This window comes from Nonomuraea sp. NPDC050383 (assembly GCF_044459125.1).
In the GTDB taxonomy this organism is placed as follows: Bacteria; Actinomycetota; Actinomycetes; order Streptosporangiales; family Streptosporangiaceae; genus Nonomuraea.
Genome location: NZ_JBITIP010000013.1, coordinates 35,753 through 51,104 on the forward strand (window position 1 = coordinate 35,753; position 15,352 = coordinate 51,104).

12 protein-coding genes and 2 pseudogenes are annotated in these 15,352 nt (G+C 69.8%); 7 read left to right on the forward strand and 7 right to left on the reverse strand.

Annotation, left to right across the window (positions count from 1 at the left end; genetic code table 11):
- Positions 1 to 425 precede the first annotated feature (425 nt).
- Entirely contained in the window at positions 426 to 3,611 is a 3,186-nt protein-coding gene (locus ACIBG4_RS28775; RefSeq protein ID WP_397204477.1) for an AfsR/SARP family transcriptional regulator, read from the forward strand.
- A gap of 6 nt (positions 3,612 to 3,617) precedes the next feature.
- Here ACIBG4_RS28775 and ACIBG4_RS28780 read toward each other — a convergent pair whose 3' ends face one another.
- Both ACIBG4_RS28780 and ACIBG4_RS28785 read right to left on the reverse strand, forming a co-directional pair.
- On the reverse strand, positions 3,618 to 4,589 hold the full coding sequence (locus ACIBG4_RS28780) for a hypothetical protein (RefSeq protein ID WP_397204478.1): 972 nt from the start codon (positions 4,587 to 4,589) through the stop codon (positions 3,618 to 3,620).
- On the reverse strand, positions 4,589 to 5,983 hold the full coding sequence (locus ACIBG4_RS28785; protein ID WP_397204479.1) for a phenylacetate--CoA ligase family protein: 1,395 nt from the start codon (positions 5,981 to 5,983) through the stop codon (positions 4,589 to 4,591). Before ACIBG4_RS28785 ends, ACIBG4_RS28780 begins: the two co-directional genes overlap by 1 nt.
- 407 nt (positions 5,984 to 6,390) lie before the next feature.
- Here ACIBG4_RS28785 and ACIBG4_RS28790 point away from each other — a divergent pair, with 407 nt between their 5' ends.
- On the forward strand, positions 6,391 to 6,567 hold the full coding sequence (locus ACIBG4_RS28790) for a hypothetical protein (protein WP_397204480.1): 177 nt from the start codon (positions 6,391 to 6,393) through the stop codon (positions 6,565 to 6,567).
- 196 nt (positions 6,568 to 6,763) lie between these two features.
- On the opposite strand, the gene ACIBG4_RS28795 is transcribed toward ACIBG4_RS28790, so the two are convergent.
- On the reverse strand, positions 6,764 to 8,296 hold the full coding sequence (locus ACIBG4_RS28795; RefSeq protein WP_397204481.1) for an FAD-dependent monooxygenase: 1,533 nt from the start codon (positions 8,294 to 8,296) through the stop codon (positions 6,764 to 6,766).
- A gap of 56 nt (positions 8,297 to 8,352) precedes the next feature.
- Here ACIBG4_RS28795 and ACIBG4_RS28800 point away from each other — a divergent pair, with 56 nt between their 5' ends.
- Positions 8,353 to 9,009 (forward strand): TetR/AcrR family transcriptional regulator, encoded by a 657-nt coding sequence (locus ACIBG4_RS28800; RefSeq protein WP_397204482.1) that lies wholly within the window; start codon positions 8,353 to 8,355, stop codon positions 9,007 to 9,009.
- A 368-nt stretch (positions 9,010 to 9,377) separates the two neighbouring features.
- On the opposite strand, the pseudogene ACIBG4_RS28805 reads toward ACIBG4_RS28800, so the two are convergent.
- A pseudogene (locus ACIBG4_RS28805) lies at positions 9,378 to 9,665 on the reverse strand (DoxX family protein); the annotation flags it as partial.
- 798 nt (positions 9,666 to 10,463) lie between these two features.
- On the opposite strand from ACIBG4_RS28805, the gene ACIBG4_RS28810 reads away from it, so the two are divergent.
- A complete protein-coding gene (locus tag ACIBG4_RS28810) occupies positions 10,464 to 11,804 on the forward strand; it encodes an OmpA family protein (RefSeq protein WP_397204483.1) in 1,341 nt (446 codons plus the stop codon).
- Positions 11,805 to 11,971: 167 nt separating this feature from the next.
- Here ACIBG4_RS28810 and ACIBG4_RS28815 read toward each other — a convergent pair.
- Positions 11,972 to 12,109: pseudogene (locus tag ACIBG4_RS28815) on the reverse strand (IS5/IS1182 family transposase); the annotation flags it as partial.
- A gap of 118 nt (positions 12,110 to 12,227) precedes the next feature.
- Entirely contained in the window at positions 12,228 to 12,800 is a 573-nt protein-coding gene (locus tag ACIBG4_RS28820; protein WP_397204484.1) for a hypothetical protein, read from the reverse strand.
- 131 nt (positions 12,801 to 12,931) lie between these two features.
- Between ACIBG4_RS28820 and ACIBG4_RS28825 the strand changes: the two genes are divergently transcribed.
- Positions 12,932 to 13,648 (forward strand): poly-gamma-glutamate hydrolase family protein, encoded by a 717-nt coding sequence (locus ACIBG4_RS28825; RefSeq protein ID WP_397204485.1) that lies wholly within the window; start codon positions 12,932 to 12,934, stop codon positions 13,646 to 13,648.
- A gap of 87 nt (positions 13,649 to 13,735) precedes the next feature.
- Here the strand turns inward: ACIBG4_RS28825 and ACIBG4_RS28830 are convergent, their stop codons facing one another.
- The gene (locus ACIBG4_RS28830; RefSeq protein ID WP_397204486.1) at positions 13,736 to 14,263 is read right to left on the reverse strand and encodes an EF-hand domain-containing protein; all 528 of its coding nucleotides are present in this window, start codon (positions 14,261 to 14,263) and stop codon (positions 13,736 to 13,738) included.
- Positions 14,264 to 14,428: 165 nt separating this feature from the next.
- On the opposite strand from ACIBG4_RS28830, the gene ACIBG4_RS28835 reads away from it, so the two are divergent.
- Complete coding sequence (locus ACIBG4_RS28835; RefSeq protein WP_397204487.1) at positions 14,429 to 14,581, forward strand: hypothetical protein; 153 nt, start codon at positions 14,429 to 14,431, stop codon at positions 14,579 to 14,581.
- Positions 14,582 to 14,604: 23 nt separating this feature from the next.
- Positions 14,605 to 15,345: a carbohydrate ABC transporter permease gene (locus ACIBG4_RS28840; RefSeq protein ID WP_397204488.1), complete on the forward strand. Its 741-nt coding sequence runs from the start codon at positions 14,605 to 14,607 to the stop codon at positions 15,343 to 15,345.
- Positions 15,346 to 15,352: the final 7 nt, after the last annotated feature.

The window sequence follows — 15,352 nt, forward strand, 5'->3', positions numbered from 1 at the left end:
TGACGCCGGGGACCAGCGGCCGGGCGCGCCATGGCCGAGCTGAAGCCCTTGGACACGCATCCGCGTGTCCGGTGGCCGCGGCAGCCCGAAGTGCAGGAATTCCCGCAGGCTCTGACCTCCGTGACCACCTGTGAGCCTCAACTTCCCAACTGGAGGAGAGCCGAGCGGGGTGCCCGGCTGGAGGTGGCGGGGGCTACCCGCCGCGCACCGATTGCGGCAGCCTGTACCCGCCAGCTGGGCCGGCCGCCGGCGTATCCGGCCGTCAGGTCCCGGGCGCGGCCCTGCTGGATGAGTGACGCGAGCTACCGGCGCCCGACACCGGCCATCGCTGATCGTCCGGCTTGCCGCGTTTGTCAAATGGGCGTCACCAGAGGTGTACTGCCTTCCGGAAAGCTGATCATCCGATCACGCACGAGGGGGGACCGGTGGACTTCGCGATCCTGGGCACCATTCGCCTCAATGGACCCGGCGGCCGGATCCGTCTCAGCCGCAAGCAGCGGGCCGTGATCGGGGTCCTGCTGCTCCACCCGAACGTGACCGTTTCCACCGAACGCCTGATCGGCGCCCTCTGGGACGACCCGCCCCGCTCGGCACTGTCCAACGTCCAGACCTACGTCCATCAGCTCCGCCGCTCCCTGGAAGGCAGCGGCCTGTGGCTGGGGACCGAGGGGTCGGGGTACGCCTGCGAGGTCCCGCCGGAGCGTCTGGACCTGCTGGTGTTCGAGGAGGGCGTACGCCGGGCGCGCAGGGAACGGGCGAACGGCGACCTGGTGGCGGCCGAGCGGGAGTACGCGGCCGCAGTCGCGTTGTGGCGCGGAACCCCGGCCGAGGACGTACCGCTCAGCGGGGCCGTGGCGCCGCGGATCACCGAGCTGGAGGAGCAGCTGGCGGTGGCCAGATCGGAGTGGATCGACGTACGGCTCGCGCTCGGCCACGACGGCCTCGCCGCCGAACTGCGTACTCTCGTCGCCGCCCACCCGCTGCGTGAGCGGTTGCGAGAGCAGCTCGTGGTCGCCCTGCACCGCAGCGGGCGGCGGGACGAGGCCCTCGACGCCTTCCGCGAGGCGCGTGAGCTGCTGGTGGCCGAGCTGGGCATCGAGCCGGGCCCGGAACTGCGCCGCCTGCACGCCGCGCTGCTCTCCGGCGACGCCGATCGCCGTTCGCCGCTGCTCCCCGGCGAGACCGATCATCACTCGCCATCGGCCGGAGAGGCCGGGCGCCACTCGCCGTCACCGACAGGAGAGGGCGGTCGTCATTCGCCGCCGCCGGCCGCGGACGCCGACCCGCACGGCATGCCGCCGTCCGCGGACGCCGAAGCGGGCGCTCGGCCGATGGCGTTCCGGGGGCTGTGCCAGTTACCCGGCGATACCGCGGACTTCGTCGGGCGTGAGGGAGAGATCGCCGAGCTGCTGGGGCTGCTGCGGGCGGGCGCGGATCGGCTCGGTCCGCCCATCGTGGTCGTGTCCGGTCTGCCCGGCGTGGGCAAGACCACGCTCGCCGTACGACTGGCGCACCTGTTGCGAGCCGACTATCCCGACGGGCAGCTCTTCGTCCGGCTCGGACGGGACGCGCGCGGCCCCCGGGAGCCCGGCGAGCTGCTGGACGTGCTGCTGCGCTCGCTCGGCCTCGACGGCGCGCTCATCCCCATCCCGGTCGAGGAACGCGCGGGACTGCTGCGTCAGCGGCTGGCCGACCGGGCGGTGCTCCTCGTGCTGGACGACGCCGTCGAGGAGGACCAGCTCCGCCCCCTGCTGCCGGGCACCGCACGCGGCGCCGTCCTGGTGGCCTCCCGCTCTCCGCTGCCCGCCCTGGAAGGTGCCGTACGGTTCACGCTCGACGTCCCTGACGAGAAGGACGCCAGGCTCCTGCTGGAACGCGTGGCGGGCCCGGACCGCATCGGTGCGGCGCCCGACGCGGCCGAGCAGATCCTGCGTTCCTGCGGCCGGTTGCCGCTGGCCATCCGGGTCGCGGGAGCCCGCCTGGCCACCCGGCCGGTCTGGCCGGTCAGCGAGTTCGCCACCCGGCTGGCCGGACGGGGCCTGGACGAGCTGGTCGTCGGCGGGCTGGACGTGCGCGCGACGTTCGAGCCGAGCTACGCGGCGCTGCCGGACCCGGCCAGGCGCGCGTTCCGGCTGCTGGGCCTGGCCGGGCTGGACAGCGTGGCGGAGTGGTCGGTCGCGGCCCTCCTCAGAGCACCCGCCACGGAAACGGACGCGGCGACCGCCAGACCGCCTGGCTCAGACGGGGATGCGGACAAGCTGGGGACGGCGACGCTGGAGGCGGATGCGGCGCTGGAGACGCTGGTCGCGCGGGGCATGCTCACCTCGACCGAGGTGGACGGGGCCGGACAGCCCCGCTACCGGCTGCACGACCTGCTGCGGGTGTACGCGCGGGAACGGGCGCAGGCGGAGGAGACCCCCGAGAGTCGGCGTGCGGCGCTCACCGGCCACGTGCTGGAATGCCTGCGGCGTACCCGGGCCGCCACGCGCCGCCTGCCGATCCTGCTGGCCCCGCCGTACGAGTGCGAGCCGGAGGAGGGGGCGGCGCCCGACGTACGGGTGAGCGAGATGTGGCTGGCGGCCGAGCGGCGTACGCTGATGCTCGCCCTCAGCACCGCCGCCGAGCTGGGCCTGAACGACGCGGCGGCCGAGCTGGGTCACCACCTCACCAGCTATTTGATCATGGATCGGTTCCTGGCCGACGCCGAGCTGGTCCAGCGGATCGTGATCGGGCTGGGCGATGGGCGCGCCGCGTTGCGGGCCCGGCTGCTGCTGGCCACGGTGGAGATCGAATGGGGTCGGTTCCCATCGGCCGAGACCATGTGCGGCGTGCTGCTGGCGGAGTTCGATCGCGCCGGCGACAGGCACGGAGCGGCGTACGCGCTGATCGTCAGGGCCGCCGCGCGGCATGGCATGGGCCATTTGGACGAGGCGCTGGCCGACGCGTACGCCTGCCTCGACCTGATGGCGGCTCACGGTGACGCCGCCGGGCTGGCGTACGCGTGGACCTGGCCTGTCTGGATCCACGTCGAGCGCGGTGAGCACGGGCGGGCCGTGGAGATCGCCAGAGCGCGGCTGGAGGTGACCGAGAAGGACGACTACGCCATCCGCGGCAACCTGCTGCGCGGCCTCGGCACCGCCCTCTACCACCGGGGCGAGACTGCGGAGGCCGTCGTCCGCTACCGGGAGGGCCTGCTGACGGCGCAGGCGCTCGGCGATCGCGCCGAGACGAGCAAGGCGCTGCGCCGGCTGGGGGAGGCACTGGGTGCGCTGGGCCGCTTCGACGAGGCGGCCGAGACACTGGCGGCGAGCCTGCGGCTGTTCGTGGAAAGCGGCGACACCCTGGGCGAGGCGCTGGCCGGGCACACGCTCGGCGTCGTGCACCTGCGCCAGGGCGAGCCCCGCCGGGCGGTGGCGGACCTGCGGGCCGCGCTGGAACGGCTCGGCGGCGACGGGCCTTCGGTGTGGCGAGCCCGCGTTCTCAGGGAGCTGGGCCGGGCCTACGCCCTGCTGGGGCGGCACGAGGAGTCGGCGGCGGCGTGGCGCGGCTCCCTCACCCTGTTCGGCGACGCGGCGGAGGGACGGGAGGTGGCCGCGTTCCTGGCGCCCTGACCGACGCTATTCGCCGAGCCGCCATACGACCGGCACACCCTGCGTTCCCGCCAGCCTGGCCTCCTTGCGCGCCAGCCCCGGGGTGGCGCCCTCGGCGACCAGCACGCCCTCGGGCGACAGGGCGGCCCACATCCCGGCGGGCGCGTCGGCCACCTCCAGCGCCCGGTTCACCTCCGGCCGGGCCGGGGCGGGCGTCCGGCGGGCCTGCCACCGCCGCCAGTACAGCCACTGCACGACGATCAGCGGCCCGAGCACGGTCAGCAGCGGCAGCAGCCGGCCATGGGACAGCACGAAGCCGATGGACAGAGCCAGCAGGACGGCCTCCAGACCGGCGGCACACCACGCGGCCGCCTTCCCGAACGCCCGCAGCGCCACCACCGGCCAGATCGACAACATCAGGCAGTCGCCGAGCCCGATGAGGGCGGGATCGTCGCCATAGGAGGAGGCCAGCACGGGCGCGAACGGCAGCCCCTGCATCCGCTGGACGAAGTCGGCGGTGAGCGACGTCAGCCCGGTGGCCAGCGTGTCGTACAGGGTGAGGGCGGCGGCCAGGGCGGCCACCTGCGCGGGGGTGATCGCCGCCTGCACCCACATGTTCACCACGCCGACGACGAGCAGGATCAGCAGGGCGTCGTTGATCACAAGGAGCGCGGCCGGCCATCCCAGCGCGAAGGCGGTGACGTCGGCGGCGCACAGGAGCAGGGCGGCGATCATGCCCCACCGGCCGCCCAGCACGGGGGCGAGGGTGAGCTGGGTCAACGTCAGGACCGCGAGCCCGAAGATCGACACGACGACGCCCGTGGGCAGGTGCAGGTACGCGAACGGCATCACGACCAGCGTCACCACCATGACCGCGATGTCCGCGCCCACCATCCGGCCGACCGGCGGTCTGGGCATGACGTAACGGCGCAGGTACGCGGCGGTGAGCGCGACGGCCAGAGCGACGAGGGCGTACAGGGCGAGCACGTACGGGGTCATCACAGTCCTCGCTCGAAGCTGATCTCCAGCAGGTCCGTGCGCAGCCGGCAGGGCGTGGGCAGGTCCTCGGCGGTCTCGACCAGAACGATGCCGGTCAGGGGCAGCCCGTGGGCACGCTCCTCCAGCCGGCCGAGCAGGCCCTGCTCGGCCTTGCCCGCGACGACGTACAGGATGGTGCCCTCCAGGGCGTACCGGGTGGGCAGCGGCAGCGCGTGCTCGGCCTGCAACAGGTCCAGCACGTCACGCGTGGTCAGCCCGCCGGGTGACCTGCGGCCGAGCACCCGCGAGGTGGCGGGCAGGGCGGCGAGGGCGCATGTCGGGGGCTCGGCCAGAACCTGGACGAGGTCGCCGGTGACGTACCTGAGCAGGAGCGTGGTGTCGCGAAACGCGGAGTACGGCGTCACGACGATGGTGCCGATCTCGCCAGGAGCGGCGGTGGCCAGGGTCTCGGGGTCGAGTATCTCGACCAGGCCCTGGTCGGCGGACAGGTGCAGATGACCGTCGGGGCAGACGCGGCCGGACACCGGGGCGATCTCGGTCATGCCGTACCCGTCGCGGACCTCGGCCCCGAACGCGTGCTCCGCCCGCTCGCGCAGCGCGTCGGTGAGGACCTCGCCGCCGGACCAGATGGTGGTCAGCGCGAAGTCGGCGGCCCGCCAGCCGCCCCGCTCGGCCTCCTGCACGAGCGCCGCGAGGTGGGAGGCCGGCACGTTGAGGTGAGACATCTGCGCGCGCTTGCCCGGAACGTGCAGCGGAGTGGCCAGCCGGTCGAGCGTGGCGGCCGGGTCGATGGTGCCCAGGTGGGCGAACACGGCCCCGGTACGGGTGACGGCCCGTTCGGTGAGGATCTGCGCGACGGACCGCGAGCTGCTCGCGTTGGCCCACACGTCGTCCGTGCGCACGTTCCCGGACATCATGAGCGAGAGCGCCGACAGGCACGACAGCAGCTCGATCTCGTAGGCGGAGAACCACACGAGCGTGGGCGTGCCCGTCGTGCCCGTCGTGTGCGCGAGCACGGATGGCTTGGCCCGGTCGGAGACGAACGCCGCCGGCCTGCCGCGCAGGTCGGCCTTGGAGGTGGGGGCGATCGAGGACAGGGTTCGCGGGGTGATCGAGGCCGGGTCCACGCCGTGCTCCGCGAACCACCGCCGGTAGTAAGGGCTCTCCGCCGCCGCGTGGGCCACTGTGCGCCGCAGCCGCCGCCGGGTGAGGTCCTCCTGAAGCTCGGGGTCGTTGCCCGCGATCAGGTCGTCGGCGCCCTCGCCGGGCGAGCCGAACGTCTCCAGCGTCTCGCGCATGTCGTCGACCAGCGTGTAGACGTCCCGCAGCCGGAACCTGCGCCCCGACATCATCGACCAGGCGTAGCCGAGCTGGCGCACCGCGGTGCCGAACACGCCGCATTCCTCCCGTCGTGGTGTCCCCCGGGAGAGAGCTCCCGGGGGATCACTCGGTGTTCGTCAGACCTGCAGCCCGAAGATGGCGCTGGACAGGGTGCTGACGGCGTACTTCGCGTAACGACGGGCGGTCTTGACCATGACGAACTCCCAGTTCCTCAGGGGGCGCACCGATCGCGCCCTCTGCGATCAAGAGTGGGAGCCGCTGCCAGAGATCCACTACACAGTGGCTACTCAGTCAGTACAAACAGCTGGTGGCGGGTCCCGTCCGCGCTACAACGCCCGCGGCCTACAGCCTGTGTCCGACCAGTGGTCGATCTACGGCACCAAGCAGATCATCCGCCTGCCCCGTCCTGCTGCTGCACGCCAATTGGAACTGGGCGGAGAGATACGGGCTCGTCGGAGCCATGGACGACGAAGACGCCCGCCGGGTACGCCAGCTCGCCCCGCAGACCGTCTACCGGCGGATCGACGCCAAGCACGTCATCCACAACGACAAGCCTCACGCATTCGTCGCTGCCGTGACCGATTTCGCCGATAAGCTCCCCTTCTCGGGGGCGGTCGGAAGCGCTACACGTCAATGAACGCCGATCACAAAGGCCCTGTGAGATCGCGTGGATTGGTGAGGATCATCGGGGTCGAGGGGGACGTGTCTCCCAGCGGTGAGTGATCCAGGCGTTGCGTGCCCGACGGGGGGGAATCCCGGGGGAACAGTCACCTCTGCCGGCGCTCCTGCGGAGCCGAACTGGAGCGGATCCGGCAGCAGCGGCTCGTCCCGATTCAGGTGACTGAGATTGTCCTCAGGTAGTCGACCACCGCGTCGCCTGACCGGGTCCGTACGGCCACATAACCGTCGGGCCGGACGAGGACGAGCGTCCCCCTGTTGGCGCCATAGCGCTTGCTCGGGGCCCCTGGCTCCAGATGGTAGACGCGGATGTCGTCGCCGTAGAGGGCGTCCAGGCGCTCGGCCAGACCTGGCGCCACCGCGCCGAACTGGAGCAGCGTGAATTGAGGGCCGCGGAAGAGGTCGAACAGCCGCGACTGCTCGCCGGTCACCGGATGCCGGCACGGCGAGTCGGGTGCACGGTCGCCGGGACGGACCTTGCCCTTGTCGCCGACCGACAGCTCGGAGTTGCGGTAGTTCACGTTGAGCTGGGAGGTCTTGCTGACGATCGCCTTGGTCACCGCGGGGCTGCGCATCAGCGGCAGGATGATCCGGTCGCGAAGGAAGGTCATCAGAGGCTTGGTGGAGAACAGCGCGGTCATGCCGGCGCCGCTGGTCTTGAGCACGGATTCGGCAACCGGGCGGCGCTCCCGTTCATACGTGTCGAGCAGGCTGTCGGGGGCTTGGCCGCGTACCGCGAGGGCCAGCTTCCAGCCCAGGTTGTAGGCATCCTGGATGCCGGTGTTCATGCCGAGACCGCCCGCGATCGGGTGGACGTGGGCGGCGTCTCCGGCGATGAAGACGCGGCCGGCACGGTAGCGGTCGGCGAGCCGTACCTTGTAGCTGAAGCGCGACAGCCAGGTGGCGTTGTGCAGGCGCACATCCGTCCGGCCGGTTCGCTGCGCGAACAGGCGCTGGAAAAGCTCGAGTGAGGGTTCCTGACCGGCGCCCTCCTCGCCGGGGCGTACGGTGAGGCCGAACTGCCACGACTGCGTACCGGGCAGCAACGCGAGGCCCACGGAGGACTCATCCGCCGCGTACCAGACATAGGAGCCGTCGCGCGGCAGGCCGTCCACCTCCACGTCGCCGAGCAGATAGTGCTCGGTCTCCGACACCAGCCCGGGGAAGGTGATCCCGGCGGCCTCGCGCACGGCGCTGCTTCCGCCGTCGCAGCCTACGAGGTAGGAGGCGTGGATCACTTCACCCGTGGTGAGCTGCGCGACGACCTGGCTGTCGGACTGCTTGAGGTCGGCCAGTTGTAGGCCGCGCTCCACGTGACCGCCCAGCTCGGTCAGGCGGGCGCGGAGTATTTGCTCGGTGCGCCACTGCGGCAGCAGGACGAGCGTCGGGTACGGCACATCCGGCCGCGAGTGGACACCGGCCAGGAGGTGCAGCTCCGCGACGAACCGGCGGTCCATGTAAATCCGCGCCGGCATCTCGGACGTCCCCGCGTCCAGGAAGTCCTGGACCACGCCGAGATCGTCGAACACCTCCAGACTGCGTGGCTGTATGCCCTTACCCCGAGACTGGCGGTGGAATTCGGGAGATTTGTCGATCACTCGGAAGGTGACGCCGCGCCGGGCCAGCTCGCAAGCCAGCGTCAGCCCGGTCGGTCCGCCTCCGACGATGAGGACCTCTACGTCGGTCAATGTCTTCCCTCAATTCAGGACGGAACCAATCCGTTCCATTTGGAGGATAGGCGGCCATGAAGTCGAGACGCAACCGTTCCGTCTCGGGTATTATCGCCGATATGGCTGAGATCCACCCGCGTGGTCGTGGCGCCGCCGTGCTGCGGCAGACAGTCACCGACACCATCGTCGCGGCGGCGGTCGCCGAGCTGGCGGAGGCAGGTTACGCCGGTATGTCAATGGGCGCGGTGGCCCGGCGGGCCGGTACGGGAAAGGCCGCGCTCTACCGGCGGTGGCCCTCGAAAGAGGCGATGGTGGTCGACCTCATCGACGTCATCGCGTCCCGGCAGGTCCCGGCAGGCGGGGCTGGTGACCTGAGTAGCGACGTACGCGCCTACGTCCGAGCGGTGGCGGATACGCTGTCGGATCCCGTGGTCATGCGCATCGTGCTCGATCTGACAGCCGAGGCCGCTCGCAATCCCGGGCTTTCCGCGGCATTCGACACCGCGATCCGGCAGCCGCGCAGGATCGCGTGCGAGCGGTTTCTGAGGAGCGCGGTGGAGCGTGGCCAGTTGCCCGCCGACCTGGACCTTGACCTGGCCCTTGATCTACTGGTCGGGCTCACGCAGTGGCGTGTCCTCAACACCGGCCGGACCATCGACGACTCCTCCGTCGAAGCGACGAGCCAGCTGATCATCCAGGCGCTTCCGCTCTGTCTGGGGACCGGTGAGTGATCATGAGGCGGCTTCAGTGACTCTCACTGTGATGCTCCGAACCACTGGGGCCTGACTCCTCGCCGACGCGGCCGTCCAAGCCAGGCCCACGCCCCGGACCGGCGCGGCCGGACGAGAACGCCGACAACGACCAGCGCGAACGCCAGGATTCCCGCCTTATAGGCAACCCACCAGGTGGGGATGCGCATCGCCTTCCGCGCACTGCTGCGTCGCTTCCCCAGTCTCCCCCTGGCCGATCCGTACGAGCAGGTGGGCCTCCGCGTCCTCAGCCTTGTGTACGGCTCGCACACGCTGCGGGTGACCTGGTCAGCGGACAGCCGCCGAGAGCCGGCACCTCACCCACCCGGCAGCCGGCCACCAACCGAGCTTCATGCCATGAAGCTGTAGACGCCGACTGCGACGCAGATCAGCAGCATGGCGGTGGCGTTGAGGAAGAGGTTGCGGCCGAAGTCTCGTGCCGCGATGTGCATCGCGATGGCGACCATGAAGTAGAGGACGAGCGCGGCACAGGTCACGGCGCCGAGATACGGCAGCCAGATGCCCAGGATCAGACCGGCCGCGACGGCGAACTTCAGCGGCGACATGATCGACCAGTAACGTCGCGGCCACTTCACGTCTTCGAAGCACTGGGCGATGAACGGAACGGGCTTGATGCACGTGACGGCGTCACCGGCGGATGATCGCTAGGACGACGACCGGCCAAACCGGATCGGGCAATGCTGACACGTCTCTCTCCATGCAGTGGATTGATCACGACGAGCTAGTTCCGTACTATACCGTATAGTATGGTTCTGGCTCTGCCGGAGCCGGCGTGGGCGATCCTGCCTCAGCGTGTGGGCGGCAGGACGGGTGCTGGAATCGTCATCGGCTACACGTGCGACTGGGACAGCCCCGCATGGTTGCCACGGGCTCGCGTTGAGCAAGCAAGGACCGCGATCGAAAGACCGCAGCTCGCCGGCGGCCACCCTGCAGGTATTACCCAAGGCCATCCGAGAAGGGGTCGCTCATGCAAAGAAAACTACGGGCTGCAGGAATTGCCGTAGGCCTCGCTGGTGCAATCCCTACCGGCTCCAGCGCGCGGGCGTATGGCCCGCACGCGATCGTCAAGCCGGTGATGGACGTGGTAGCTCCGGGCTCGTTCCTGGTGGTGTCGCATGAGCGCGGCTGACGGACGGCACACCTCAGACCGGGGTGTGCGCATCGCTCTCACGCGGCCTGAGCGCCAACATGTCGGACGGGATGCATTCTCCCCCATTCCTCATCGGATCCTGGCCCTGACCGCCGTACTCACGCTGGCCACGGCCGGGTGCAGGGGGCTGCCGACGAAGGAAACCGCGCCCCCGCCCACCACCACCGCACCGACGTCGAGTCCCCCGGCCACCAGCGCTCCACCCGCCACCGCCACGGCATCGGATCAAGACACCCGACCGGCCCTGGCCGAAACCCGCAGCACCATGACCGAGAACCTCAAGGTCGAGGTCGTCGGCCTCAACCGCGTCAAGGGCAAGCACCTCATCGCCCAGATCCGGCTGTCCAACACCGGCACCGACAAGCACCTGTCCTGGCCCGGCGAGATGGGTGACCGCACCCGCCCCCTCGGCGCGATCAAGTGGGCCTCCGGCATCGGCGTCCTCGACGCGCAAGCCCGCACCTGGATCCTGCCGTACAAACCCGCCGGCTCCCCCTGCCTCTGCAGCGACCTGGACCGCGACGGCCTCGGCCGCTTCATCGACCCTGGCCGGTCGATCACCGTCTACGCGGTGCTGCCCGCACCGTCGGGCAATCCTGTGACGACCACCGTCGTCACCCCCGTGGGCCCTCCGATGCTCAACGTGCCCATCAGCGACGAAGCCCCGCCCGGCGACTTTCCCGACCCCGATGCCGAGCCCGTCACCCCGGTCACCCGCCGCCTCATCCTCCCCTCCGAGTCCCTGGACAAGTCGGAGGAGACCGCCGACGACGGCAAGGACCTGCAGGTCAACCTCTCCTCCGACGTGCTGTTCGCGGTGGACAAGGCCACCCTCACCCCCGATGCCAAGTCGATCATGGCCCGCACGGCCAAGCTCATCGACGCCTCCCCCGCCACGGTGGTGACGGTGGCGGGCCACGCCGACTCCTCCGGCAACGACGCCATCAACGACCCGCTGTCACTGCGCCGTGCTCAGGCGGTACAGCGCGCCTTGTCGGCGCTGCTGCCCAGGGGCGGGGTCCGCTTCCAGGCCAAGGGGTACGGCTCGCGCCGCCCGCTCTACGACAACGACAGCGACGAGGGCAAACGCCGCAACCGCCGCGTCACCGTGACCTTCCCCAAACCTCAGCCCGCTGCCCAGGAGCCGGCGGCCACGACCTCTCCCGGCGCGACCGACCTGACCGCCACCACCAAGGCGGACGGCCAGCCCATCGCCATGGAGATCGCCGGCCTGCGCCGACTGCCCGGCGGCCTCGGGCTGCTCACCTACAAGATCACCAATGAGGGACCGGCCGAGACCTGGTTCAGGGACCTTCACCACGCCCAGGACTGGGAGGCGTACAAGTACCAGGCCGCAAGCAACGTCCGGGTGACCGACGTCGCCGCCGGCCGCCAGTACCTGCCCGGCCGCCTGGACGTCCCCACCGACGACGGCGTGGACTTCTACTGCGCATGCACGGACGTCTCCGGCGTCCGCATCAGCACCGAGAAGTTCGCACCCGGCCAGACCCGCGAGTTCTGGAGCCTCTTCGCCCTGCCCGGCACCGCCGACACTGTCAAGGTCCAGATCGGCCCGTTCCACGACCTCCAGGTCCCCATCCGGTGACGGCATCCGGAGGTTACAGTCCGGCCATCCCTCGCTCATGGAGGTCCGGCAGCCGATCCCGAGGACGCCCCACTCCGCCACGTCACCCGCCGCCACCGGCGCGGGCGACGGCGCTGGGACCTCACCGGCGGCCGGGTCGCAACCTTCTAGAGCCTGTTTTGTGGATCTCATGTGAGCCATAGCAACAGGCAGACGATGGTGACACCTGCCTGGTAATGAACGGCGAGCTTGTCGTAGCGGGTGGCGATGCCTCTGAACTGCCTGAGCCGGTTGAAGCAGCGTTCGACGACGTTGCGACGCTTGTAGCGGGCCGGGTCGAACGCGCAGCGCCGGTGTCCTCGATGAGCTCGCCCGGCCAGAGGAGCCCCAGGACTCCCTGCTGGGCGGCGCGCGCGGCAGGGAGTGGAGGCGGGGTCGGCCGGTTCAGAGCTCGATGCCCTTGATGATCTTCGTCAGCTCGGGTACGAGAGGCTGGCTGGCCATCACGGTGACGACGACGCCCTTCCGCTCGACCCAGCCGGCGTACCGGCCGTGGCCCAGCGCGCCGTCGCCCTTCTGGGTGAGCACCTGACGGTCGCCGATCTTCACGGTCCTGGTGTTTCCGGAGAACGTCCCCGTGTCGAACGGCGCGTTCCTGAGCTGTGCCAGTGAGCCGGCCTTCGGCCAGCACACCACCCTGACCCACAGCGACCGGTGCCGGATGTCCACGTCGTCGCGGTCGTCGGTCCACTGGTAGCCGTACTCGGTGATGCCGTCGTGCTTGTTGACGACCACCTGTCCGTACGTGAAGCCCTTCGGCAGGTGGTTGACGTGCAGCCCCTTGATGGCGGTGGCACCTCTCGGCGGCTTGTCGGACTTGGCATCGGACGACCGCTTCGCCTCCGCCTTGCTGGGGACGGGACAGCTCGGGCGCTCCGCCGCCTGTGCGGGGAGCGCCAGGAGAGCTGCGGCGACAGGGAGCACGGACAGGGCGGCAAGTTTCTGGATCTTGTTCATATCGGGGTTGGATATGACGGATGTGAGAAAAGTTCAGCAGTTTCGAGCGCGATTTCCGTTGCGAACTTGTCGTACGCCGACACTTGCTAGGCTCTCGCCCGCAATGTCCATGATCACATCAGGAGCATTCGATGAAGAGAGCCCTACTCGTCTTGGGAGTCGTGGCCGGCTTGGTCGGCAGCGCGGTACCGGCGCAGGCGGTTGACGAGTACGGCAGCTACGCCGAGCTCGCGGCGCACGAGGTGAAGGGCAAGGACTACCGGATCGCCCAGCGGTCCACTCGCGGGGCAAAGGTGGCGTACATCGCCATCCACGGCGGCGCCATCGAAGCCCCCACCACTCAGCTCGCGGACTACGCGGCGAAGGCGGGCGACCACGCCTTCTACTCCTTCGAGGGCATCAAGCCCGCCGGCAACTCCGACCTGCATCTCACCTCCACCAGCTTCGACGAGCCGAGTGCGGTGAGGCTGGTCGCTCAGAGCAGCTACACCGTCTCCTGGCACGGCGCGTCCGGCGCCAAGGCGACCACATACGTGGGAGGCCGCGACACCGTGTTGATCAAAACGATCACCGCCGAGCTCCGCGCCGCCGGCTTCACGGTCGCTGACTCGATCCCCGAAGAGATCGGCGGAGACAGCCCGCGCAACATCGCCAACAGAAACCTCAGGAACCGGGGCGTCCAGCTCGAACTGTCCCAAGGCCAACGCGAGCAGTTCTTCAAAGACGGAAGGCTGGCCCGCTCCTGGATCGAGAACCCGGCCAACCGCACCACGGCGTTCTACCGTTACACCGCGGCGGTCAACCGGGCCCTGGCCTCGGCTGTCACACGCGCCGGCCTGCCCCGGTAGGCCGCAGAGCCCGCACGACGTCCAGGTGTTGTTGCTCGTCAGGGTGAGGGTGGTGGAGTTGCGCAGCAGCCACCCAGCGGCTTGCCGCTATTCCACCAGCGCGCCGAATACGTAGGTTCCGGGAGCATCCGGGTTGTCGCCGGCCCAGAACTCCGTCCAGTGGATGCGGAACTCGTCGCGGGTGAGGTGGCCGTCACCGTCCAGATCGAGGCGCGGGAAGATCTCGTCGGTTGCTGAGGGCGCCCCGTTCCACGTCTCGATGAGCGCGCCGTATTCCGAACAGGAGATGAGGCCGTCGCCATCGAGGTCGATGGCCTCGAACATCGCGTCGGCAGTGCCGGAGACGGCGTCGGCCATGTCACCGAGTCCTTCCACCACGCGAAGCACCTCGTCGAGGGAGACAGCGTCGCCGCCGCCAGGGCCGGAGGCGGCCCGGAGCACGAGCCACCAACCGGTCATGATGGAGGCCAGTCGGTCTGGGTCGACGGACCCCGCGACGGCCGTCCAGCGGTGGGCGAGCGCCTGGAAGTCGGCCTGGGTCAGTCGGCCGTCGCCATCCACATCCATCGCACGAAAGACTCCGCCGACCTTTCTACGCTGGAACTCACTGGCCACATCCGCCTCCACTCTTCGGGAGACTCAATGCTTCCGGGAGATCACTGATCGTGACCATAGTCAGTCGAGTGACGAGTCTGTTACGCGTCGTGGGGGGCGTCCCTGGTCGCCCCGATCGAGGCAGAGATCATCGAGCCCACCGCTCAGGGCCGCACGGGTTGGTAGGTGAACCAGTCGAAGGCGGCCGAGCGCTCGGTGGCGTACATGCCGATGACCCGCCCGGTGAAGCCGGTGGCGACGGTGCCGCAGGCGGGACCCGGCGGGGCGTACGTCTCGACAAGGTCGGCCTGTACGGGCTGCTGGGCGTCGCCGCGCTGATCGCGCTGTTTCCGCTGCTGTGGATGGCGTCCGGGTCTCTGCAGAGCCTCACGGAGCTGCTCTCCAACGACAGCTTCCTGCCCGCCGACCCGCAGTGGCACAACTACGTGACCGCGTGGGTGCAGGGAGAACTCGGCGTCTACCTGCGCAACAGCGTGCTCTACACCGGATTTGCGGTCGTCGGCATCCTGGTGGTGTCCAGCCTCGCCGGGTACGCGCTCGCGCGGCTCGACTTCGCTGGCAAGGGCGTGTTCACGTTCGTCATCCTCGCCGTGATGATCATCCCTACGCCGGCCATGTTCCTCGCGCAGTACAAGCTGCTCATCACCTTGAACCTGACAAACAATCCCGCAGGCTACGTGCTGATCCTCATCACCTCCGGCATCCCCATGTCGACGCTCATCATGCGCAGCTTCTTCGTCAGCCAGCCCCGCGCCCTGGAGGAGGCGGCCGCGCTGGACGGCGCCGGCCCGCTGCGCATCTTCTGGAACGTGATCCTCCCGCTGGCCCGGCCCGGCCTCGCCGCCGTGGCGGTCATCCAGGGGCTGGGCGCGTGGAACGAGTACCTCATGGCGCTCGTCCTGTTCGAGGACAACTCCCTCATGCCGATCCAGCGCGGCCTGACCGCGTTCACCTCGGCCGAGACGCCGCAGCAGCAGATCCTCCTAGCCGCCACGACCATCTCGATCGTGCCGATGGTGATCTTCTATCTGATGGCGCAGCGTCACATCGTGAAGGGCATCGGCGCGGGCGCGATCAAGTAGGCGGGCC

Excerpts from the sequence above, each read along its gene's own strand:
- ACIBG4_RS28780 (WP_397204478.1), bottom strand. The coding sequence starts at position 4,589 with ATGACCCCGTACGTGCTCGCCCTGTACGCCCTCGTCGCTCTGGCCGTC.
- ACIBG4_RS28790 (WP_397204480.1), top strand. The coding sequence starts at position 6,391 with ATGGACGACGAAGACGCCCGCCGGGTACGCCAGCTCGCCCCGCAGACC.
- ACIBG4_RS28800 (WP_397204482.1), top strand. The coding sequence starts at position 8,353 with ATGAAGTCGAGACGCAACCGTTCCGTCTCGGGTATTATCGCCGATATG.
- ACIBG4_RS28810 (WP_397204483.1), top strand. The coding sequence starts at position 10,464 with ATGACCGAGAACCTCAAGGTCGAGGTCGTCGGCCTCAACCGCGTCAAG.
- ACIBG4_RS28820 (WP_397204484.1), bottom strand. The coding sequence starts at position 12,800 with ATGAACAAGATCCAGAAACTTGCCGCCCTGTCCGTGCTCCCTGTCGCC.
- ACIBG4_RS28825 (WP_397204485.1), top strand. The coding sequence starts at position 12,932 with ATGAAGAGAGCCCTACTCGTCTTGGGAGTCGTGGCCGGCTTGGTCGGC.
- ACIBG4_RS28840 (WP_397204488.1), top strand. The coding sequence starts at position 14,605 with ATGGCGTCCGGGTCTCTGCAGAGCCTCACGGAGCTGCTCTCCAACGAC.